This is a genomic window from Stenotrophomonas rhizophila, assembly GCF_020857975.1.
GTDB lineage: Bacteria > Pseudomonadota > Gammaproteobacteria > Xanthomonadales > Xanthomonadaceae > Stenotrophomonas > Stenotrophomonas rhizophila_C.
Genome location: NZ_JACWUO010000011.1, coordinates 82,580 through 104,138, shown reverse-complemented (window position 1 = coordinate 104,138; position 21,559 = coordinate 82,580). Strand labels below are relative to the sequence as shown.

The window sequence follows — 21,559 nt, the reverse complement described above, 5'->3', positions numbered from 1 at the left end:
GGGTGGGCCCACCTCTACGGTGGGTCGGTGGTCATCGCAGAGCCAGGCGCTTCTGCTTTGCGCGCCGGGGGAACCCATCGCAGTTGCCAACTCAACGTTTCGCTGCCGCCGCCTTGGGCGCCCGGCGTGGCACAACGCCGGATGGAAAATAGATTCTTCGCCGATTTGCGGGCTACAGCCCGTCAAATGCTGTGGCATTGCGGGGGGCATGCCACCGGGGCGGGGCCGGCCGTTGTCCGGTTGTTGCCGCTGCTGTTTCCGCTTCGCGGATGATGTCAAGGTCCAAAGCGTTTCGTGCCCCTTCGGGGCGCGAGTCACTTTCTTGCTCGTGCAAGAAAGTAACCAAAGAACACGCCCCCGTCCGCTCGCCGTCGGGCTACGCCCGCCGGTGCCCTGCGCTTCTCGCGTCATCGGGGGACGGCGCGGAACTCGCTGCGCTCAGACACCCGCGCCTCTTCGCCCCCGATGCCGCTGCGATGCTCGGCTCGCTCCAATGGGGAGGTAGATCAAGATCAAGATCAAGATCACGAGCAACAGCAACAGCAACAGCAACAGCAACAGCAACAGCAACAGCAACAGCAATCCGACCACGGTCTGACGTTGCTCCAGACCCTGGCAACCCCAGCACAGGTAGGTCCGACCCATGGTCGGACACGCATCGTCTCGGCATCGCGCTGTCCGAGCGTGGCTCGGACCTACGCTTTTCCATGCGTGCCAGCCATGTGTGGAGGGTTGGCGTGGGTGGGTTGGCGGGACTGTCGAAAACATGGATGTTTTCGCCAAGCCCCCACGGATGGGTTCACGGCGTGTCCCGCCAACCCACCCGCGCCAACCCAATCAGCGCGTACGTCGGTCGCTGCCTTTGACCTAACGCTGCTGCAGTTCGCAGCTGACTACCCGCAAATCGGCGAAGAACCAAAAAAAGGCCGATACCTCGGTACCGGCCTTGAGCATCTAGCAGTGCCCAGCGGGTGGCTTACAGCTGTTCGCTGCTGGTTTCGTCGCGCTTCTCGCGCGGCGGCAGCGCCTGTTCGCCATGCACCAGGAACCAGACGTTCTCGGCGATGTTGGTGGCGTGGTCGCCGACCCGCTCCAGGTTCTTGGCCATGAACAGCAGGTGGGTGCACGGGGTGATGTTGCGCGGGTCTTCCATCATGTAGGTGAGCAGCTCGCGGAACAGCGCGGTGTACTGCGCATCCAGCCGGGCGTCGTCGTCGCGCAGCGCCAGCGCGGCGGCGGCATCGTTGTCGCGGTAGGCTTCGATGGCACGGCGCACCTGCTGGGCGGCCAGCCGGCCCAGCGAACGCAGGCCCTGGATCTGCGGCAGCGGCGGCACCTTGCTCAGTGCGATCGAGCGCTTGGCCACGTTGGCCGCATAGTCGCCGATGCGCTCGATGTCGGCCGGAATGCGCAGCCCGGCCAGGATTTCGCGCAGGTCGCGCGCCATCGGGCCGCGCAGCGCCAGGCGCATGACATCGTGGCTGATCTGCTGTTCCAGGCTGTCGATGGCTTCATCGTTGGCGATGATGCGCTGGGCGGCGTTCTCGTCGCGCTTTTCGATGACGTCCATCGATGCCTCGAGCTGGGCGACGGCCATCTCGCCCATCCGCACGATTTCGGCCACCAGCCGCTGCTGTTCTTCGTCGTAGCTTTTGACGATGTGGTCGTTGGGAGTGTTCATGGTGTTCTCGCTGAATCGTTTGAACTGCGGTGGGAACAACGCGGAGGTTCGATCGCCTGCGGTGCCATCGGCGTCGCTGCGGGTGGTCCAGTCCGGCCATCGCCGGGCGGCCGTTGGGCCGCGCCGTGCAGGCCGGCCTGGCTCAGCCGAACCGGCCGGTGATGTAGTCTTCGGTCTGCTGCTTGTTGGGCTGGGAGAAGATCACTTCGGTGCGGTCGTGTTCGATCAGGTCGCCCAGGTACATGAAGGCGGTGTAGTCGGACACGCGCGCGGCCTGCTGCATGTTGTGGGTGACGATCACGATGGTGTAGTCGTGCTTGAGTTCTTCGACCAGCTGCTCGATGCGGCTGGTGGAGATCGGGTCCAGTGCCGAGGTCGGTTCGTCCAGCAGCAGCACGTCCGGGCGCAACGCCACGGCGCGGGCGATGCACAGACGCTGCTGCTGGCCGCCGGACAGGCCCAGCGCGCTCTGGTTGAGCTTGTCCTTGACCTCGTCCCACAACGCGCCCTGGCGCAGCGCCTGCTCGACCCGGTCGGTCATCTCGGCCTTGGACAGTTTTTCGTGGTGGCGGATGCCGTAGGCGACGTTCTCGAAGATGGTCATCGGGAACGGCACCGGCTTCTGGAACACCATGCCCACCTTGCTGCGCAGGCGGTTCATCGGATACTTCGGCGAGAGGATGTTCTCGCCGTCCAGCAGCACTTCGCCACGCGCTTCCATCTTGGGGTACAGCGCGTAGATGCGGTTGAAGATGCGCAGCAGGGTCGACTTGCCGCAGCCCGATGGCCCGATCAGCGCGGTGACGCGCTTTTCGGGGATTTCCAGCGCGATGTTCTTCAGTGCGTGGAACTTGTCGTAGTAGAAGTCCAGCCCGCGCGCGGCCAGCTTGATCGGCGCGGGGGTGTGCAGGCTCTCATGCGAGGCCGGGACCACGATGCGCTGCATCGGCACGGCATTGGAAAGATCGTTCATGGCGATGTCCGCGGAAAGGTCAGTCATGGGAGATACGGTTGCGCAGCAGGATGCCGCGCGCGGAGAGGCTGACCAGCAGCACGAACACGGTCAGCACCAGCGCGCCGGCCCAGGCCAGCGTCTGCCAGGATTCGTACGGGCTGCCGGCGAACTGGTTCATCACCACCGGCACCGAGGCCATCGGCTGGAACACATTGCTGTTCCAGTACTGGTTGCCGAAGGCGGTGAACAGCAGCGGGGCGGTTTCGCCGGAGATGCGCGCCAGCGCCAGCAGGATGCCGGTGACGATGCCGGCAGCGGCGCTGCGGTACAGCACCTGCACGGTCACCTTCCACTGCGGGATGCCCAGCGACAGCGCCGCTTCACGCATCTGCGAAGGCACCAGGCGCAGCATTTCGTCGGTGGTGCGCACCACTACCGGCAGCACGATGAAGGCCAGCGACAAGGCGCCGGCGAACGCCGAGAACTGCCCGCCGGTCTGCATCACATACAGGGTGTAGACGAACAGGCCCAGCACGATGGACGGTGCCGAGAGCAGGATGTCGTTGACGAAGCGGACCACCGTGCCGGCCTTGCGGAAGTTGCCGTACTCGGCCAGCCAGGTACCGGCCAGCACCCCCAGCGGGGTGCCGATGGCGATGGCCAGGCCGCACATCACCGCGCTGCCGAAGAAGGCGTTGGCCAGGCCGCCGTCCTGCATCGGCGGCGGGGTCATCTGGGTGAACAGGTCCAGGTTGATGCCGGCCAGCCCCTTGGAGGCCAGCGTGAGCAGGATCCAGCCCAGGAAGAACAGGCCGAACAGCGCGGTCAGGCAGGACAGGCCGAGGGCCACCACGTTGACGATGCGGCGGCGCAGGTACAGCGGTTGGGCGTTGGCGGTGGACATCAGTTGCCCTCCTTGCGGGACAGACGCATCAACATCAGGCGGGCGATCGCCAGTACCACGAAGGTCACGATGAACAGCACGAAACCAAGCAGCAGCAGCGCCGAACGGTAGGTTTCGGTGGCCTCGCCGAAGTCGTTGGCGATCAGCGCGGCGATGGTGGTGCCCGGCTCCAGCAGCGACGGCGACAGGCGCACGCTGTTGCCGATCACGAAGGCCACCGCCATGGTTTCGCCCAGGGCGCGGCCCAGGCCGAGGAAGATGCCGCCGATCACCGCCGAGCGGGTATAGGGCAGCACGATGTCCCAGCTCACTTCCCACTTGGTCGAGCCCAGCGCGTAAGCCGATTCCTTCAGGCGGGTCGGCACGGTCAGGAACACTTCGCGCATCACCGAGGAAATGAACGGGATCACCATGATCGCCAGCACGAAGCCGGCGGTAAGCACGCCGATGCCCAGCGGCGGGCCCTGGAACAACACGCCGATGACCGGCAGGGTGCCCAGGTGGTCGTTGAGGAACGGGGTGATGTATTCGGTCATCACCGGCACCAGCACGAACAGGCCCCACATGCCGTAGATGATCGAGGGAATGCCGGCCAGCAGTTCGATCGCGGTACCGACCGGGCCACGCAGCCAGCGCGGTGCCACTTCGGTCAGGAAGAAGGCGATGCCGAAGCTGACCGGCACGGCGATGACCATCGCGATCAGCGCGGTGACCAGGGTGCCGTAGATCGGCGCCAGCGCACCGAACTTGTTTTCCACCGGATTCCATTCGGAGGAGTAGAAGAAGCTCAGGCCCTGCTCCTGCAGGGCATGGCGGCCGCCCCACAGCATCGAGAGCGCGGCGCAGGCCAGGGCGATCAGCACCAGGAACACGGTGGCGATCAGCACCCAGCGGAACAGTCGGTCGTTGCGGGCGTCACGCAGGTCGCGCGTGGACGGTGCGGGTACAGGCTGGGCGATGGCATTCATGGGAAAGGCAGGGGCCCGAAGAGAAAGAGACGTAGTGCCGGGCTCTGCCCGGCAACAGGTTCGCAGCGCGGTGCTGCCGGGCAGAGCCCGGCACTACGACCGGTCAGGCCCGCGCTGGGCGCGGGCCTGGTTTCATCATTTGAACTCGGCGGCCCAGTAGGCTTCGATCTGGGTCACCAGCGGCGCCGGCAGCGGCACGTAGTGCAGTTCGTTGGCCTGCGGCTGGCCCTTTTCGAAGGCCCACTTGAAGAAGGCCAGGGTGTCCTTGCTGCGCTGGGCATCCTTGGGCTGCTTGTGCATCAGCATGAAATTGGTGGCGGTGATCGGCCATGCCTGGTCGCCCGGGGCATTGGTGATGACCAGGTTGAAGTCCTTGGCGCTGGTCCAGTCGGCGCTGGCCGCGGCGGCGGCGAAGGTCTCGGCGGTGGGCTGCACCCAGTTGCCGGCGGCGTTCTGCATGGCCGCATACGGCATGCCGTTCTGCAGCGCGTAGGCCAGTTCGACGTAGCCGATCGAGCCCTTGATCTGCTTCACGTACGAGGCCACGCCTTCGTTGCCCTTGCCACCGACGCCGTCGGGCCACTGCACCGAGGTGCCTTCGCCGACCTTGGCCTTCCAGTCCGGGCTGACCTTGGACAGGTAGTTGGAGAAGTTGAAGGTGGTGCCCGAGCCGTCCGAACGGTGGACCAGGGTGATCTTGCCGTCGGGCAGCTTGACGCCGGGGTTGGCGGCCACGATCGCCGGGTCGTTCCAGGTCTTGACCTTGCCCAGGAAGATATCGGCCAGCAGCGCGCCGCTCAGGCGCAGCTTGCCCGCTTCCAGGCCCTCGATGTTGACCACCGGGACCACGCCGCCGATCGCCGACGGGAACTGGCCCAGGCCGGCCTGGGCCAGCTCTTCGCTGCTCAGCGGCTTGTCCGAGGAACCGAAATCGACGGTGCCGGCCTTGATCTGGGCGATGCCGCCACCGGAACCGATCGACTGGTAGTTGATCTTGGCGCCGGTGGCGGTGTTGTAGTCGGCCGACCACTTGGAGACCAGCGGGAAGATGAAGGAAGCGCCGGCGCCGGAGATCTCGGCGGTCAGGCGGTCGCCAGCGGCCGGGGTGGCAGCGGGGGCGTCGGCGGCCGGCGCGGTGGCCTGGCCTTCGGCGCCCGGCTTGCAGGCGGAAAGACCCAGCGCGATGGCCAGGGAAAGGGCGGTCAAGCCAGCCGTGTGCAGTTTCATGCGTCACTCCGTAGCGGGGTAGGGGCCGGTCTTTCCGGCGACGCGACTATGAAATGATGTTTTTGTTACAGCCGTATGACGGCGTGACCGGCAGCACGCAAAAGCCCCGCAGGGCGGGGCTCGGGGGTGGCGCGGTGGCCAAAACAGAAGGCGCGGATCTTGCGATCCGCGCCCCGGCGGCGGCAGGGGAGAGAGGTCCTGCCGCCGCCATTGCCTGTTGCCGGTACCGACCAACGGTCGGTACCTACCGCTGGGTCACTACGATGGTCGTGACGCCGTTGCCGGTGGGCCACCACCGTTGTGGTGACGCCGCCGTTGCCGGTAGGTCACCACCGTTGGTGGTGACGGCCGATCAATATTTCAGGTTCTGGGTCCAGTAGGTTTCGATCTGCTTGACCAGGGTGTCCGGCAGCGGCACGTAGTCCAGCTGCTTGGCCTGGGCATCGCCGCTCTTGTAGACCCAGCGGAAGAACTCCTGGGTGGCCTTGGCGTTGGCCACGTTCTTGGGCTGCTTGCGGACCAGGATGAAGTTGGTGGCGGTGATCGGCCAGGCTTCGGCGCCCGGGGCGTTGGTCATGACCAGGTAGAAGTCCTTGGCGCTGGCCCAGTCGGCGCTGGCCGCGGCGGCGGCGAAGGAGGTGTCGCTGGGCAGCACGATCTTGCCCGCGGCGTTCTTCATCGCGGCGTAGGACATCTTGTTCTGCAGCGCGTAGGACAGTTCGACGTAGCCGATGCCGCCCTTGATCTGCTTCACGTAGGCGGCAACGCCTTCATTGCCCTTGCCACCGATGCCGACCGGCCACTGCACCGAGGTGCCTTCGCCGACCTTGCTCTTCCACTCCGGGTTGACCTTGGACAGGTAGTTGACGAAGTTGAAGGTGGTGCCCGAACCATCGGAGCGGTGCACGACGGTGATCTTGCCGTCGGGCAGCTTGACGCCCGGGTTCAGCGCGGCGATCGCCGGGTCGTTCCAGGTCTTGATCTTGCCCAGGAAGATGTTGGCCAGGGTCGGGCCATCCAGCTTCAGCGCGCCCGGCGCGATGCCGGCCACGTTGATCACCGGGACCACGCCGCCAATCACCGACGGGAACTGGGCCAGGCCGGCGGCCGCCAGTTCTTCGGGCTTGAGCGGCGCATCGGAGGAGCCGAAGTCGACGGTGGCCGCCTTGATCTGGGCGATGCCGCCACCGGAACCGATGGACTGGTAGTTGACCTTCTTGCCGGTCGCGGTGCTGTAGTCGGCCGACCACTTGGACATGACCGGGTAGATGAACGAGGCGCCCGCGCCGGTCACATCGGCGGCATTGGCGGCGAACACGGACGACGCGGCGAGGACGGCAACGGCGGCGCGCGACTTGAAGGCGTGGATCACGGGGTGGCTCCTGGGATGGATGACGGTGCGGGGTTTCCCGCCCGGCGCTCATTCCATAACGGTTCGATGACAGTGCGACGTCTGTCATGTGACGCATACGTGACAGGGTGGACTGGCCGCGCTTTGGTAACAATCAAACCCGCATTGGAAGGGCGCCTCGCCACGCCCCGGTGACCCGCCGCGCCTGGATTGCGCTGCCCGGCGTTACAACGGCGCCAGTGCCGCCGGCACCGGATAGCGGCGGCCGTCATGGCGCAGCACGTAGCGGACCGTGGCCGTGGGCGTGGTGGTCTCCTCGCATTGGCCGTCCACGTCGCGACTGCTGCGCTGGGTGCCGCGCTGCCGCACCACCAGATCGGCATAGCCGCCGGCCCGTGCCGGCCCGATCGCCACGCTGCGTTCGATCTGGACGAAGTCCCCGGCGCAGCGCGTATCCCATTCCCCGTTCATCCGCTCCACCACCAGCGGCGCGGATACCGCGCGCAGCGCACCGGGCTGGTACACGAACAGGCGCAGGCTGGTTTCGCCGAAAGGGTTGGGCATGGATGAACCACTGCGATCCACCCGCACGCCGAAGGCGCGGGTGGCGGCATCGAGCTGATAGGCGGCCGTATCCAGCTGCAGCCCGGTGGCCCGGATCGCATCGCTGTCCAGCGCGTGGGGCACCCGCAGCCAGGCCTGCGGGCGCGCGCTGGCGGTATCCAGCACCATCACCTCCAGGTCGCCGTCGCGCAGGTCCGGCTCGGCGCCCTGGCGCCACACCGGAATCGCCAGCAGGGTCAGCTCCGGGCGTGCCGGCCAGACCCGGCAGGCGCCTTCCAGCGGCTCACGCACCCAGCCGGCGCGGTCGGGCAGGGCCGTGCCGGGCCGCTGCGCATAGGCGCGTTCGGCCAGCGCGGCGATGGGCCCGGCGCAGGCCTGCGCGTGCGCCAGCGGGGCCAGCGCGCACAAGGCCGGCAGCAGCAGGTTCAACAGCGCAGCGCGCATTGCATCGTTCCGGATCGGGGCCGTACAGAATAACCGGTGCAGATAGCCGGGCTGCGTGCTGATCGTGGCCGTGAATCCATTGTTGGCGATCGATAATCAGCGCCATATACAGCATGCCGGTCAGTCCGTGCTGCGCTGCATCCAGGTGCCGCGCGTACCTGCCGCCATCGTGCGAACACCTTCACGAATCGGGATATCCGCGGCGTTTTTTTGATCGGGTTCCTTGCATTGGCCCCGATCCGTGCGCAACGTCGCTGGCGCGTCGATACCGGCGCGTAACCCAACGAGGAGTTGACCATGTCCACGATCGTATTTGTCGATCTGCGTGAGCGCATCTCAGCGATCAGCGAGGAGGATGCGATGTACCGGGCCGGTGAGCGCATCGCGCTTGCCTGACCATGGCAGGGAGGCAGGGCCATTGGCCCTGCCTCCCCTCTGAAGTGCAGGGAGGGGCGCATGGGGTTGATCAAGCCGCTGCTGAAGCGTTCGCATCACGTGCTGGTCTCCGACGAGGGAGACCTGTGCATAGGGGAGATTCCCGGCAGATCCAAGATCATTCCGCAGCCACCGCCGTGGGTGGCGGTGGTGCTGGGGCTGCTGGATGGTCAGCACACCGTGCCGCGCATCCTCAAGGAAGTGGCGGCGCAGGGGCTGGGGGTTGCCGCCGAGGAGGTGACCGTTTTCATCGATGCGCTGGTGGGGTTCGGGCTGGTGGAGGAGAACGCCTGGGTGTCGGCCGTGCTCGGTGCCGAGGAACTGGAGCGCTACGACCGGCAGATCCTGCAGTTCGCCCTGGTCGACCAGCAGCGGGTGGCCAATGCGGTGATCTACCAGGAGCGGCTCAAGCAGGCGCGGGTGCTGGTGCTCGGCATGGGCGGATGGGGCACCTGGTGCTGCCTGCAGCTGGCCCGTTGCGGGGTGGGCACGCTGCGGATCGTGGACGGCGACACGGTGGAGACCTCCAACCTGAATCGACAGATTCTGTATACCGCCGCCGACGTAGGCCGCAGCAAGGTGGCCGCCGCCACCGACAGCCTGCGCGCGCACAACCCGAATGTGCGGGTGGAGGGCGTGGCCGCGTTCGCCGAGGCCGATCCGCAGCAGTTGGCCGGGTTGCTGGAACAGGTCGATCTGGTGGTGCTGGCCTGGGCCAGCCTGGGCTACTACCGTCAGTGCACGGTGGAGCGGGTGCTGCACCGGCTGGCCGCCGAGCGCGGCATTGCGGTGATGGAGCTGGGTGGTGATCCGCTGGACATCGCGGTCGGCCCGATCTATCCATACGACGGCAGCCACCCGGACTTCGAGCAGCTTCGGGTGCCGGCGCAGCAGCGTTTCTACAGCGCCGAACCGCTGCTGCGCGCCTTCCAGGAAGCGCGGCTGCGCAACGCCTTCTGCGATGGCAACCGCACCGTCAATGCATGGCAGAGCGCACCATCGCTGGGGGTGATGGCTGGGTTGGCGGCCGACCAGGCGGTCAACCTGCTGACCGGTTACGACCGCTGCAACCTGGTCGGCACGCGCCTGCATTTTTCGCTACAGACCTACCAGTTCCGGGAGGAGGTGGTGTTTGCACGTTCCTGACACGCTGCATGCGGCTTTCGTGGCGCAGGGCTATGTGTGCTTCGACTTGTCGATGTTCGTGCCGGGCCTGGCGAGGCTGGCCGACGGCATCGAGGCCATCGATGAGCGCGCATGGTCATTCATTATCAAGCACCGCTGCGGCGAGGCCGATCTGCCTGCCGGCGGGATCGAGCAGGCATCGCGTGCGCATGCTCTTGCCGAACAGGACTATGCGGCCGGCCGGTTCGCCTTCTCGTTCCGCCGGCTGCAGGACAGCCCTGCCAACCGCCGGGTGCCCGCATTTGCCGCGCTGCGGGTGTTGCTGGGTTCCACAGCGGTGCTGGAGCTGTTGGCCACGGTGACCGGTCGGGTGCCACTGGCGGTCAGCCAGTTCTATGTGAGCCGGTTCGACCAGGGCAACTTCCTGTCCACGCACTGCGACCCGGGCCAGAGCTTCGGCCTGGCGGTCAATTTGACCCGACGCTGGGACCCCAACCATGGTGGGCTGACACTGGTGCTTGATGATGACCGCACCGCGGTACGAGCCTGCCTGGTGCCAACCCGCTTCCAGGCCCTGCTGTTTGATACCAGTGCCCGCCAGGTTCCGCATTGTGTGTCGATGGTGACCGCGCGGCCGACAGTGCCGCGGCTGGCGGCGATCGCCCGCTACGCCACCGGAGAGGCCGATGGTCAGTGACCGCCGCAGCATCGCCGCGGCGCTGGCGGTGGTGCTGATCTGGAGCACCAGCTTCTCGCTGGCCAAGGACGCGATCGTGCACCTGGGGCCGTGGGTGTTCCGGTTCTGCGCGATGGCGGTGGGGCTGCTGCCGCTGCTGCCCTGGGTACGGCGCAGCATCGCCGATGCGCGGCGGATGGAGCCGCGGCCGCGGCGCCGGCTGCTGCTGGCGGTGGCGGTCAACGGCACCGTGGTGTCGTCGGTGAACATGCTGGCACTGGCCTGGTTTCCGGCGTCCAGCGTGCTGACCATGATGTATACGATGCCGGCGTTCACCAGCGTGATCGTCGCGCTGCAGACGCGGCAGTGGTCGCCATTGGGCGTGGCCGCACCGCTGGCGGCGCTGGCCGGGGTGGCGGTCTATGCCGGCGATGCGCTGGTCGGGGCCGGCGCGTTGCTGGTGCTGGCCAATGCGCTGCTGTGGGCGCTGGGCACCTGGTGGTCGGGCCAGGTCGGCGCGCACTGCCAGCCGTTCACGGCGGTGACGCTGCAGATGCTGATCGCCTTCGTGACCAGCGTGCCGCTGCTGCTGATCGAGCTGCTGCCATCGGGGCATGCGCTGCCGATGCCGCGTGTGGCCGACGTGGTGGGGGTGTTGTACGCGGGCCTGTTCAACGGCGCGCTGGTGTTCTGGCTGTGGTACTTCGCCATTGCCGGGCTGGGCGCGCTGCGCGCGTCCTGGTTCACCGTGCTGGTGCCGGTGCTGGGCAGTGCGTTCGCCGCGCTGTTCTATGCCGAGGCATTGGGGCTGCGGCAGTGGCTGGGGATCGCGCTGGTCAGCCTGAGCCTGCTGCTGCAGGGGCTGGCACGGCGCCGGGCGGCGGGGTGAGGAAGAAACGCAAAGGCACGGCCGAAGCCGTGCCTTTGCTGTGCGCCCCAGGCGATACGTGCCTGGAACCGCCGCTTACCAGAAGAACTGCAGGCGCGCTTCGAGGATGTTCGGGTCGTCGTTGACGAAGGTGCGCGCGCTGGAGCTGTACTTCTTGCTGTCCACCATCACGTAGTTCAGGGCGAACTTGGTGTTGGAGCGCCAGTAGTAGTTCACGCCCACCGTCCAGATGTCCATCTTGCCGCCGAGCACGCCATCGACGATCGGCGGGCGACCGGCAACCGGGTTGGCGTTGACGTTGCCGTCGTTGAGGTCCATGTGGTCGTAACGCGCGCCCAGCTGCCACATGCCGCGGCCCGGCTCGTCCGGCAGGCCGGTGGTCGGGGTGCCGCCCTTGTAGCCCCAGGTTTCGCCGGTGATGTTCCACAGGCCGCTGACGTAGTAGCCGTCGCTGGTGTAGTTGTCGCGGGTGTAACGCTTGGCCTTGCTGGTGTAGTACTCGGCCTGGGCCTTGAACGGGCCGCCGATGTACATCGCTTCGGCGCCGATCGTGCTGACCCGGTCGGTGTCGACCAGGTTGCCGCTGTCGACCAGGCGCGCGGTGGCCAGGTCGGCGTTGGGACGGGCGCGCACGCGCAGGGTGTCCGCATCGGTGTCGTAGTCGACATAGCTCAGGCCGAAATGCAGCACCTGGCCCTTGTCGTTGATCGGCGCCCAGGTACCGCGCGCGCCGTAGCCGCTGCCGTGGGCCAGGTTGCGGGTCAGCTCGCGGCCGAAGGCGCTGGCGGTGACCGACCAGTTCGCATCGCCGATGCTGTAGGCCGCGCCGAGGCGGCGGGCCACGGCATAGGTATTGGTGACCGTGGCCTTGGAGATGAAGTCGTTGTTCTTGGTGCTGGACAGTTCTTCCAGGCTGTTGGGCTGCTTGAACTGGCCGAACTGCACGAAGTGGTTGGCGTTGCCGGCCAGCTTGTACTTCAGGTTGGTGTCCAGGAACTTGTCGGCCTTGGCGTCGTAGCCGACCACCCACTCGATGTTGCCCGGGCCCTTGCCCTTGAGCACCAGCTCGGCGCGGCGCAGTTCGAATTCGCTGTTCTTGCCGTTGGCGGCATCGCCACCGTTGAGGTCGGTCAGGTCGTTGTCGAACCAGTTGCCGTCGGCCTGGACCAGGCCTTCGAAGGTGATCTCCGAACCGCCGATCACATCGATGGCCACTTCTGCGTGAGCGGCCGGAACGAACAGCGCAGCCGCCACGGCCGCAGTGAGAAGTTGGCGATGCAGTTTCATGGAGAGTCAGCCTTGCAGGCAGGTGGGAAGTTGCTGCGCAGGCTAAGTAGTGAAGATTGCGTAAATATGACAGTTTCGGACAAACCGTCGCCCCGGCCACCCCTAGGGCCGTCAGGGGGTGCCATTGATGCCTGTCGCAGATGACCGCCCGGTTGCGTGCAGATGGCAGTCGCCGCCGCGATTCAGGCGGCGGTCTTCTGCTTGTACCGGCACAGGTCGCGGATCACGCATTGCGGGCAGTCCGGCTTGCGCGCCTTGCACACATAACGGCCGTGCAGGATCAGCCAGTGGTGGGCATCGAGCAGGAACTGCGCGGGGATGACCTTGACCAGCAGGTCCTCCACCGCCCGTACGTCCTTGCCCGGTGCCAGCCCGGTGCGGTTGGCGACGCGGAAGATGTGGGTGTCCACCGCCATCACCGGCTCGCCGAAGGCGGTGTTGAGCACTACGTTGGCGGTCTTGCGGCCGACCCCGGGCAGGGCTTCGAGGGCGGCACGATCGCGCGGGACCTGGCCGCCGTGGAGCTGCACCAGCATGGCGCAGGCGGCGATCACGTTCTTGGCCTTGGCGTTGTACAGGCCGATGGTGGCGATGTATTTCTTCAGGCCTTCCTCGCCCAGGGCCAGGATCGCCTGCGGGGTGTTGGCCACCGGGAACAGCTTGCGCGTGGCCTTGTTGACCCCCACGTCGGTGGCCTGCGCGGACAGGGTGACCGCCACCAGCAGTTCGAACGGCGAGCTGTATTCCAGTTCGGTCTTCGGGTGCGGGTTGAGTTCGCGCAGGCGGGTGAACATCTCGACCACGTCGGCCTTGGGCATGCGCGCGCTGCGCGGGGCGGGCCTGGGGGTGGCGTTCTTTGCAGCGGTGCTCATCGGGGCGGCTTTCCTGCAGCCTTGGCCCGGGCGCGGGCGAGGATCGCCGCGGCCGCGGGTGGCAAGGTCGGTTTCAGTTCGGGGGTGGGGGCGGGCGGGGCACGGCGCGCGTCACGCTCGGCGGCGCGGCGGGCAAGCCGCTGCGCGCGCTGCTGGTGGCGCGCGCGCGCCGCCCAGGCGCGCTGCAACTGCTGCTGGGCCTGCAACAGCCGGGCCGGCAGTTCCGGGTGGCCCGGCAGCAGGGCGGCATCGCCGGGGCCGGGCACGTAGTCCATCAGCCCGGCCGCCAGGGCGGCGTCCAGGTCGTCGTCCAGGACCAGCAGCAACAGCCGTGCCGGCAGGGCGGTGTGGGTATCGGGCATGGTTCAGCGGTTCTGGAAGACCGGCGGACGCCGTGCCAGGAAGGCGGCGGTGCCTTCGCGCATGTCCTCGGTGGCGAACATCAGGCCGAACTGCGCGCTTTCATATTCCAGGCCCTCGCCCAGCGCGCATTCCCCGCCGATATGGATCGCATCGAGAATGCCGCGCAGGGCCAGCGGCGCGGCGCGGGCCAGCTGCGCGGCCAGGTCGGCCACGCGTGCATCCAGCGCGTCGGCGCCGACCACCTCATTGACGATGCCCAACTGCAGGGCGCGCTGGGCGCTGATCGGGGTGCCCAGCAGGCACAGTTCCAGCGCGGCGGCGCGGCCGCACAGGCGCAGCAGCCGCTGGCTGCCGCCGAAACCGGGGATCAGGCCCAGATTGACCTCCGGCTGGCCGACCCTGGCGCTGTCGGCGGCAATGCGCAGGTGGCAGGCCATGGCCAGCTCCAGCCCGCCGCCCAGCGCAAATCCGTTGATCCGGGCGATCACCGGCTTGGGCATGCGTTCGATGCGGCGCATCAATGTCTGGCCGAGCAGCGAGAAATCACGTCCCTGAACCGCGCTCAATCCGTTCATTTCGGCAATATCGGCGCCGGCCACGAAGGCCTTCGGGCCGGCGCCGGTCAGCACCACCACGCGTACCTGCGGGTCGGCCGCGGCCTCGGCAAAGGCCGCATCCAGGGCTTCCAGGGTGGCCCGGTCGAGCGCGTTGAGCTTGTCGGGGCGGTTTACGGTGACGGTGCGGATGGCAGCGTCATCCCCGATCAGGATCGGAGCGGGGGCGAGGGGGGCGTCGGCCACGGCGGGGCTCCTGAATAAGGTTAAAAAAAAGTGATGTTGAACTCTTGAAACGAAGTCAGGTCATAGCCTGCGTCGTTAGTGGCGGATCCACGTTGCGGCGGCTATCCTAACCCGTCGCCTCAGGGCGGCCCAACGCGTCCTGAGTTACCACCCCTGGAGAAATGTTTGATGAAGTTGCGTTCTATCGCGGTCGCCGTCGCGGCCCTGGCCCTGACGGGCAATGCCTTCGCCCAGGACACCTCGTCCGAAAAGGGCAAGCTGAGCTATTACTTCGGTTACGACTACGGCAACAACCTGGCTGAGCTCACCGCACGCGGCGAGCAGCTGGACATCAACTCGGTGGTCAAGGGCCTGCAGGATGCCTACGCCAAGAAGCAGCCGGCAATCACGGCTGACCAGTTGAAGCCGGCCGTCGAAGCCTTCCAGAAGCGCGAGCAGGGTCGTGCGCAGGCCGCCAAGGCCGAATACGACAAGGCCGCCGCCGAGAACAAGACCAAGAGCACCCAGTTCCTGGCCGCCAACAAGGCCAAGGCCGGCGTGCAGGCGCTGCCGAGCGGCGTGCAGTACCGCGTGGTCGAAGCGGGCAAGGGCGCCAAGCCGACCCAGGCCAGCACCGTGCAGCTGGAAGTGGCCGGCCCGTACCCGTACGGCACCCGTCCGGCCGAAGCCCGCCCGGCGCAGCAGATCCCGTCGATCAAGGTCAGCGAAGTCGAAATGAAGGCCATGCGCGAAGTGCTCCTGCAGATGCCGGCCGGTTCGAAGTGGGAAGTGACGCTGCCGCCGGAACAGGCTTATGGCGCCGACCCGCGCACGCCGTTCCCGCCGAACGTTGCGGTCCAGTTTGAAATCAAGCTGATCAGCGTCAAGTAATAAACCAGATTGCAACGACGCGCCGGTAGTTTCTACCGGCGCGTTTTTGTTTGGCGCAACCGGTAATCCGGGCCACGCCCGGACAAACGAAAGCGGTAGGTCCGAGCCACGCTCGGACAAAACGAAACCGGCAGCCCCAAGCCACGCCAGGACATCGCGTCGCCGGACAGGATCCTGCACAAACCCGGGCCAATCGCGCTACTGTTGTGCGGTGAATTCCACGGAACATTCCACCCATGCCATCCCCACTCCCTGCATCGGCATCTGCGCGCTGGACCGCGCCGGATACTGCGGGGGCTGCCTGCGCAGCGTGGATGAAATCGCCTGCTGGCCGAGCATGAGCCGACACCAACAGCATCACTTCATCCAGCAGACCCTGCCGCTGCGCGAGCAGTTGCGGCAGTCGCTGCGCGGTTCGCTGGCCGAACACGAGCGCCTGCTGCGCGCGCTGCACCCGCTGGACGCGCCGCCGGCCGGCGATGGCTGGAACCGCAGTGAACTGATCGACCTGCTGCCGCCCGGCCCACCGGTAGAGGCGGCGGTACTGGCCGGGATCGTGCCGCGTGCCGACGGCGCCCAGGTGATCCTGACCCGGCGTACCGAAACCCTGCGCCAGCATGGCGGCCAGGTCGGTTTTCCCGGCGGGCGCACCGAGCCGGACGACCGCGATGCGGTGGCCGCGGCGTTGCGCGAAAGCGAGGAGGAAATCGCGCTGCCGGCCAGCCAGGTGCAGGTGCTGGGCTACCTGGATCCGTTCGTGACCATCACCGGCTATCGGGTGATGCCGGTGGTGGCGGTGATCGATCCGCGTTTTGTGCCGGTGCCGCAGCCGGAGGAGGTGGCCGAAGTCTTCGAAGTGCCGCTGGCCTACCTGATGGACCCGGGCAACCTGCACCAGATCGAGATCGAACACCGCGGCCGCGTCCGCCACGTGCTGGAATACGGCTGGCCCGGACAACGCATCTGGGGCGCCACCGCCGCCATCCTCTACAACCTGCGACGCCGCCTGGAGCAGACCCCATGACCACCGCTTCCTCCTCCTGGACCACTCTGATCGAGGTGCCCGCCCTGGCCGCCCTGCTGGCGCAGGGCGATGCAAGCGTGCTCGATGCCCGCGCCACTGCAAGCACCGCGTTGAGGGTGGTCGATGCGCGGTTTTCGCTGGCCGATCCGCAATCGGGCGCAGGCGCCTACGCGCAGGGCCACATTCCCGGCGCGCTGCATGCCGACCTCAACGGCGACCTCGCCGACATGGGCAAGCTCGGCCAGGGCCGCCACCCGCTGCCGGACAGCGATGTGTTCGCTGCGCGGCTGGGCCAGTGGGGAATCGGCCCGGACACCCAGGTGGTGGTCTACGACGCCGCCGACGGCAGCATGGCCGCGGCGCGCCTGTGGTGGCTGCTGCGCCTGATCGGGCATGCCCGCGTGGCAGTGCTCGATGGCGGGCTGGCGGCATGGCAGGCCGCCGGCCTGCCGCTGACCACCGCGCTGCCACAGGTGACGGCGCTGCCGCCTTACCCGGGCCGCTTCGATCCGCGCCAGATCGCCTCGGCCGGGGAGGTCGAAGCCCGCCTCAAGCACGCGCCGGGCTGGTTGCTCGACGCCCGCGCCGGCGAACGTTTCCGTGGTGAAGTGGAGCCGCTGGATCCGGTTGCCGGGCACGTGCCCGGGGCGGTCAACCGGCCGTTCGCGTTGAACGTGCATGACGGGCGGCTGCGCCCGGCCGCGGACCTGCGCGCGGCGCTGCAGCCGCTGCTCGGCACCCATGCCCCCGAGCAGGTGGTGCTGATGTGCGGTTCGGGCGTGACCGCCTGCCACCTGCTGTTGGCGCTGGAAGTGGCCGGTCTGTCCGGCGCGCGGATCTATGCCGATTCGTGGAGCGGCTGGGTCAGCGATTCCTCGCGTCCGGTCGCCACCGGCCCATAGTCGCGGTAGGTGCCAACCGTTGATCCCACGGCGCCGAGTAGGTACCGACCGTTGGTCCTACGGCACCGGGTAGGTACCGACCGTTGGTCGGTACAGCTCTGGATAGATACCCACCGTCGGCCGGTACGGCCGGATCAACCGCGCCATTCCCGCAGCGGCACCGCCGCCAGCACCCGCGGCCAGGGGAACAGCGGGCCGGGGTCGCGCTTGCGCGGCACGCGCCGTTCCGGATCGTCGCTGGCCACTTCCTGGCGGGTGTCCAGCCACTCATGGCCGGCAATATGCACCAGCCCCGGCAGCTGTTCGCACAGGTGCTGCAGCAGGTCGATCAGCGCGGCGATCTGCGCATCCGGGTAGGGCTCGTCCATGGCCTGGTGGCGCGAATCCAGCCAGTGCGGGTAGCGGCCGGTGTTGACCAGTTCGATGCCGACCGAGCGCGGGTTGTAGCCGCTGACATGGTGGGCGATGCGCTCCACGCCGACGTACTGGACGATGCGGCCGTCGCGGTCGATGTAGTAATGCCCGCTGTTGCCGCTGCCGCTGGGGTACAGCACGCGTTCGCCGTACTGGCGGGCCATCGCCAGGTCCGGCAGTTCGGTGCAGTGGATCACGGCCAGGTCGATGGCCGCGGCGGCGCGCTGCTCCAGCTGCCCGGCATAGGGCAGGGGCTGCAGATCGATCGGGGGCGGGGCGCGGCCGGGCATGGGGCGATGCTAGCATTCCGGCATGAACGCTCATATTGATTCCGGCGTGGTGCGGGCATGAGCCGCGGCCACTGCATTCTTTCCCATGGTTTCGAAAGCGGCCCGGACGCCACCAAGGTGACCGCGCTGGCCGAGGTCGCCCAGCGCCTGGGCTGGACCCATGAACGCCCCGATTACACCGACCTGGACGCGATGCGCCAGGTGAGCAGCGTGGGCGACGTGCGCGCCCGCCTGCAGCGCCTGCTCGGTCGTGCCGGCGCTGCCGCGGCGCAGGGCCCGGTGGTGCTGGCCGGGTCCAGCCTGGGCGCCTACATCTCGGCGATCGCCTCGTTGCAGGTGCCCACCGGCGGACTGTTCCTGATGGTACCGCCGACCACGATGGGCCCGATGCCGGCACTGGATGCGGCCAAGGTACCGATCAGCGTGGTCCACGCCTGGCACGACGAACTGATCCCGGCCGCCCAGGTCATCGCCTGGGCCCAGGCCCGCTCGGCCAGGCTTTTGATGGTGGATGACGGGCACCGACTGAACAACCACGTGGAGGCCTCGGCCAGGGCGTTCGAGGAACTGCTGCTGTCGCTGTAAGGGAGGGCGACCAACGGCCCTGGTCACGGCCGTACCGACCAACGGTCGGTACCTACCGCCGAGGCGCAGGTCGCACCGGCGGTTGGCCGGTACAGCCGCAGCCCATGGGCCCAACCCACGTCACGTACAATGGCCCTCCCGGCCCTGCGCCGGGTTGCCTGTCGTGCCCGAGGGCACCCTTTCTCCGCTGACCTGCGATACCGATTCCGTGAAATTCTTTGTTTCCTGCGCCAAGGGCCTGGAGTACCTGCTTGCCGACGAACTGTTGGCGCTTGGCCTGGACAAGGCCACCGCCACCATTTCTGGGGTGAATGCCGAGGGCGAGCTGCCGCAGGCGCTGCAGGTGGTGCTGTGGTCGCGCCTGGCCAGCCGGGTGCTGTGGCCGCTGACCGAGTTCGACTGCCCCGACGAAGGCTCGCTGTACCAGGGCGTCGCGGCGATGGCGTGGGAAAAGCACATCAGCCCCGAGCTGACCCTGTCGGTGGATGCGCATGTGTCCGGTACCGAAATCACCCACGCGCGCTTTGCCGCGCAGCGGGTCAAGGACGGCGTGGTCGACAGCCTGCGTTCGCAGGGCCTGGAGCGGCCATCGGTGAACACCGAGTTCCCGGATGTGCGCATCAACCTGTCGCTGCGCAAGGGCCGGGCCACCATCTCCATCGACCTGGGCGGCGGCCCGATGCATCGCCGCGGCTGGCGCATGGCGCAGAACGAGGCGCCGCTGAAGGAAAACCTGGCCGCCGCCGTGCTGCTGCGTGCCAACTGGCCGAAGATCCACCGCGAGGGCGGTGGCCTGCTCGACCCGATGTGCGGCAGCGGCACGCTGCTGATCGAAGGCGCGCTGATGGCCGCCGATGTCGCCCCGGGCCTGCAGCGCCACGGCAGCATTCCGCCGAGCCGCTGGCTGGGCTTCGACCGCGATGCCTGGAACAGCCTGATGGAGCAGGCGCGCATCCGCGAAACCGCCGGCCGTGCCGCGCTCAAGCAGGTCATCCACGGCAGCGACGTCGACCCGCATGCGATCCGCGCGGCCAAGGAAAACGCGGAAACCGCCGGCGTCTCGCAGGCGATCTGGTTCGGCGTGCGCGACGTGGCCGACCTGCAGGTGCCGCCGCAGGAAACCGGCTGCGTGGTGTGCAATCCCCCCTACGACGAGCGCCTGGCCGCCGATGCGGTGCTGTACCGCCGGCTCGGCGATGCGCTCAAGCGCGCGGTGCCGCAGTGGCGCGCCAGCCTGCTGTGTGGCAATGCCGAACTGGCCTTCGCCACCGGCCTGCGGGCCGGCAAGAAATACCAGCTGTTCAACGGCGCGATCGAGTGCGCGCTGATCGTCTGCGACCCGATCGCGGTGCCGCAGCGTGACAATGCCGGCCAGCCGCGCGAGCTCAGCGAAGGCGCGCAGATGGTGGCCAACCGCCTGCGCAAGAACATCAAGAAGTTCAAGAACTGGCGCGCGCGCGAAGCGATCACCTGCTACCGCGTCTACGACGCCGATCTGCCCGAGTACGCCGCGGCGATCGATGTATACGAGGAAGATGGCGGTGCCAGGCGCACCTTCCTGCACGTGCAGGAGTACGCCGCCCCGGCGACCATCCCGGACGTGGACGTGCGCCGCCGCCGCAACGAGCTGCTGTCGGCCGCACGCGAGGTGTTCCAGGTGCCGGCCGAGCAGGTCGCGCTGAAGTCGCGCGAGCGTGGCAAGGGCGGCAGCAAGTACGGCCGCTTCGAGCAGCGTGGCGAGTTCGTGCTGGTGCGCGAGAACGATGCGCTGCTGCGGGTGAACCTGTTCGACTACCTCGACACCGGCCTGTTCCTGGACCATCGCCCGCTGCGCTGGCACATGGCCCAGGAAGCGGTCGGCAAGCGCTTCCTCAACCTGTTCTGCTATACCGGCGTGGCCACGGTGCAGGCGGCGGTGGCCGGTGCGGCCTCCACCACCAGCGTGGACCTGTCCGGTACCTACCTGCAGTGGTGCGCCGACAACCTGGCCCTGAACGGCAAGGGCGGCAGCGCCCACCAGTTGATCCAGGCCGATGCGCTGGCCTGGCTGGAGGCCGAGCGGCACCGCTTCGATGTGATCTTCTGCGATCCGCCGACCTTCTCCAATTCTGCGCGCGCCGAAGACTTCGACGTGCAGCGCGAACACGTGCGCCTGCTGCGTGCGGCGGTCGGGCGCTTGAGCCCGGAAGGCGTGCTGTACTTCTCCAACAACTTCCGCCGCTTCAAGCTGGACGAAGAGGCGATCAAGGAGTTTGCGCAGTGCAAGGAGATTTCCGCCGAGACCATCGGCGAGGACTTCGAGCGCAACCCGCGCATTCACCGCGCCTGGGAACTGCGCCGCTACGGCGCCTGACCGCCGGGAGCCAGCATGGACGATAGCCTCATCCACGCCGACGGGCTGCTGCTGCGTCCTTTCGTGGACGCCGATGCGGACCCGTTCGCCGCGGCCGTGCGCGAGTCGGCCGCGGGCATGCGGCGTTGGATGCCGTGGTGCTCGGACGACTACGGCGTCGAGCAGGCACTGCAGTGGTTCCAGGCGTGCCGCACCGGTCGGGCCGGCGATACGGCGTACGAGTACGGCGTGTTCGAACAGGACACGGGTGCGTTCGTGGGCGGGGCCGGGCTGAACGAGATCCGGCACGACCACCGGTTCTGCAACCTGGGCTACTGGGTGCGGCAGTCGCGACAGGGCCAGGGCGTCGCCACCCGGGTCGTGCACGCACTTGCCGGCCAGGCGTTCGGGCCGCTGCGCCTGCAGCGGGTGGAGATCGTGGTGGCGGTGGGCAACCTGGCCAGCGAGCGGGTGGCGGTGAAGTCCGGCGCGCTGCGCGAGGGCGTGGCCCGCAATCGCCTGGTCATCGACGACCGTCCCGCGCCGGCGCACATGTTCTCCCTGGTTCCCTGACCGCTGCCCCGGCAGAGCCACGCCATGC

The 21,559-nt window shown here is 67.7% G+C and carries 22 protein-coding genes; 10 read left to right on the top strand and 12 right to left on the bottom strand.

Annotated features, from left to right (window positions below):
• Positions 1 to 976 precede the first annotated feature (976 nt).
• The 7 genes from phoU to IC535_RS12205 all read right to left on the bottom strand — a co-directional run bounded on the left by phoU (position 977) and on the right by IC535_RS12205 (position 8,094).
• The gene (gene phoU / locus IC535_RS12235; protein ID WP_228886555.1) at positions 977 to 1,681 is read right to left on the bottom strand and encodes a phosphate signaling complex protein PhoU; all 705 of its coding nucleotides are present in this window, start codon (positions 1,679 to 1,681) and stop codon (positions 977 to 979) included.
• A gap of 142 nt (positions 1,682 to 1,823) precedes the next feature.
• On the bottom strand, positions 1,824 to 2,654 hold the full coding sequence (gene pstB / locus IC535_RS12230) for a phosphate ABC transporter ATP-binding protein PstB (protein WP_228886556.1): 831 nt from the start codon (positions 2,652 to 2,654) through the stop codon (positions 1,824 to 1,826).
• 19 nt (positions 2,655 to 2,673) lie between these two features.
• A complete protein-coding gene (gene pstA, locus IC535_RS12225) occupies positions 2,674 to 3,540 on the bottom strand; it encodes a phosphate ABC transporter permease PstA (RefSeq protein ID WP_228886558.1) in 867 nt (288 codons plus the stop codon).
• On the bottom strand, positions 3,540 to 4,508 hold the full coding sequence (pstC, locus tag IC535_RS12220) for a phosphate ABC transporter permease subunit PstC (RefSeq protein ID WP_228886559.1): 969 nt from the start codon (positions 4,506 to 4,508) through the stop codon (positions 3,540 to 3,542). The genes pstA and pstC overlap by 1 nt, the downstream gene beginning before the upstream one ends.
• 135 nt (positions 4,509 to 4,643) lie before the next feature.
• Positions 4,644 to 5,735, bottom strand: coding sequence for a phosphate ABC transporter substrate-binding protein PstS (gene pstS, locus IC535_RS12215; protein WP_228886560.1), 1,092 nt, complete (start codon positions 5,733 to 5,735; stop codon positions 4,644 to 4,646).
• 352 nt (positions 5,736 to 6,087) lie between these two features.
• Positions 6,088 to 7,107 (bottom strand): phosphate ABC transporter substrate-binding protein PstS, encoded by a 1,020-nt coding sequence (gene pstS, locus IC535_RS12210; RefSeq protein ID WP_228886561.1) that lies wholly within the window; start codon positions 7,105 to 7,107, stop codon positions 6,088 to 6,090.
• A gap of 204 nt (positions 7,108 to 7,311) precedes the next feature.
• A complete protein-coding gene (locus IC535_RS12205) occupies positions 7,312 to 8,094 on the bottom strand; it encodes a hypothetical protein (protein ID WP_228886562.1) in 783 nt (260 codons plus the stop codon).
• Between the two features lie 297 nt (positions 8,095 to 8,391).
• Here IC535_RS12205 and IC535_RS12200 point away from each other — a divergent pair, with 297 nt between their 5' ends.
• The 4 genes from IC535_RS12200 to IC535_RS12185 are packed head-to-tail and all read left to right on the top strand — an operon-like array spanning position 8,392 to position 11,219.
• Positions 8,392 to 8,490, top strand: a complete 99-nt coding sequence (locus tag IC535_RS12200; protein ID WP_228886563.1) for a pantocin A family RiPP — start codon at positions 8,392 to 8,394, stop codon at positions 8,488 to 8,490.
• A 60-nt stretch (positions 8,491 to 8,550) separates the two neighbouring features.
• Entirely contained in the window at positions 8,551 to 9,675 is a 1,125-nt protein-coding gene (locus tag IC535_RS12195) for a HesA/MoeB/ThiF family protein (RefSeq protein WP_228886564.1), read from the top strand.
• Between the two features lie 19 nt (positions 9,676 to 9,694).
• Positions 9,695 to 10,351: a hypothetical protein gene (locus IC535_RS12190; protein ID WP_228886565.1), complete on the top strand. Its 657-nt coding sequence runs from the start codon at positions 9,695 to 9,697 to the stop codon at positions 10,349 to 10,351.
• The gene (locus IC535_RS12185; protein ID WP_228886566.1) at positions 10,341 to 11,219 is read left to right on the top strand and encodes a DMT family transporter; all 879 of its coding nucleotides are present in this window, start codon (positions 10,341 to 10,343) and stop codon (positions 11,217 to 11,219) included. The genes IC535_RS12190 and IC535_RS12185 overlap by 11 nt, the downstream gene beginning before the upstream one ends.
• Positions 11,220 to 11,294: 75 nt before the next feature.
• On the opposite strand, the gene IC535_RS12180 is transcribed toward IC535_RS12185, so the two are convergent.
• The 4 genes from IC535_RS12180 to IC535_RS12165 all read right to left on the bottom strand — a co-directional run bounded on the left by IC535_RS12180 (position 11,295) and on the right by IC535_RS12165 (position 14,511).
• Positions 11,295 to 12,506 carry an OprO/OprP family phosphate-selective porin gene (locus IC535_RS12180; RefSeq protein ID WP_228886567.1) on the bottom strand — a complete coding sequence of 404 codons (1,212 nt, stop codon included), beginning with the start codon at positions 12,504 to 12,506 and terminating at the stop codon, positions 11,295 to 11,297.
• 182 nt (positions 12,507 to 12,688) lie between these two features.
• Positions 12,689 to 13,378, bottom strand: coding sequence for an endonuclease III (gene nth / locus IC535_RS12175; protein ID WP_228886568.1), 690 nt, complete (start codon positions 13,376 to 13,378; stop codon positions 12,689 to 12,691).
• The gene (locus IC535_RS12170) at positions 13,375 to 13,740 is read right to left on the bottom strand and encodes a hypothetical protein (RefSeq protein ID WP_228886569.1); all 366 of its coding nucleotides are present in this window, start codon (positions 13,738 to 13,740) and stop codon (positions 13,375 to 13,377) included. The genes nth and IC535_RS12170 overlap by 4 nt, the downstream gene beginning before the upstream one ends.
• A 3-nt stretch (positions 13,741 to 13,743) precedes the next feature.
• Positions 13,744 to 14,511: an enoyl-CoA hydratase/isomerase family protein gene (locus IC535_RS12165; RefSeq protein ID WP_429000389.1), complete on the bottom strand. Its 768-nt coding sequence runs from the start codon at positions 14,509 to 14,511 to the stop codon at positions 13,744 to 13,746.
• 198 nt (positions 14,512 to 14,709) lie between these two features.
• On the opposite strand from IC535_RS12165, the gene IC535_RS12160 reads away from it, so the two are divergent.
• The 3 genes from IC535_RS12160 to IC535_RS12150 all read left to right on the top strand — a co-directional run bounded on the left by IC535_RS12160 (position 14,710) and on the right by IC535_RS12150 (position 17,337).
• Positions 14,710 to 15,411, top strand: coding sequence for an FKBP-type peptidyl-prolyl cis-trans isomerase N-terminal domain-containing protein (locus tag IC535_RS12160; RefSeq protein ID WP_228886571.1), 702 nt, complete (start codon positions 14,710 to 14,712; stop codon positions 15,409 to 15,411).
• Between the two features lie 211 nt (positions 15,412 to 15,622).
• Positions 15,623 to 16,435, top strand: coding sequence for a CoA pyrophosphatase (locus IC535_RS12155; RefSeq protein ID WP_429000385.1), 813 nt, complete (start codon positions 15,623 to 15,625; stop codon positions 16,433 to 16,435).
• A complete protein-coding gene (locus tag IC535_RS12150) occupies positions 16,432 to 17,337 on the top strand; it encodes a sulfurtransferase (protein ID WP_228886572.1) in 906 nt (301 codons plus the stop codon). Before IC535_RS12155 ends, IC535_RS12150 begins: the two co-directional genes overlap by 4 nt.
• A gap of 134 nt (positions 17,338 to 17,471) precedes the next feature.
• Here IC535_RS12150 and IC535_RS12145 read toward each other — a convergent pair whose 3' ends face one another.
• Positions 17,472 to 18,041 (bottom strand): N-acetylmuramoyl-L-alanine amidase, encoded by a 570-nt coding sequence (locus IC535_RS12145; protein ID WP_228886573.1) that lies wholly within the window; start codon positions 18,039 to 18,041, stop codon positions 17,472 to 17,474.
• 57 nt (positions 18,042 to 18,098) lie between these two features.
• Between IC535_RS12145 and IC535_RS12140 the strand changes: the two genes are divergently transcribed.
• The 3 genes from IC535_RS12140 (at position 18,099) to IC535_RS12130 (ending at position 21,531) form a co-directional block, all read left to right on the top strand.
• On the top strand, positions 18,099 to 18,626 hold the full coding sequence (locus tag IC535_RS12140; RefSeq protein WP_228886574.1) for a hypothetical protein: 528 nt from the start codon (positions 18,099 to 18,101) through the stop codon (positions 18,624 to 18,626).
• A 208-nt stretch (positions 18,627 to 18,834) separates the two neighbouring features.
• Positions 18,835 to 20,979 (top strand): bifunctional 23S rRNA (guanine(2069)-N(7))-methyltransferase RlmK/23S rRNA (guanine(2445)-N(2))-methyltransferase RlmL, encoded by a 2,145-nt coding sequence (rlmKL, locus tag IC535_RS12135; RefSeq protein WP_228886575.1) that lies wholly within the window; start codon positions 18,835 to 18,837, stop codon positions 20,977 to 20,979.
• Between the two features lie 15 nt (positions 20,980 to 20,994).
• Positions 20,995 to 21,531, top strand: coding sequence for a GNAT family N-acetyltransferase (locus IC535_RS12130; RefSeq protein WP_228886576.1), 537 nt, complete (start codon positions 20,995 to 20,997; stop codon positions 21,529 to 21,531).
• Positions 21,532 to 21,559: the final 28 nt, after the last annotated feature.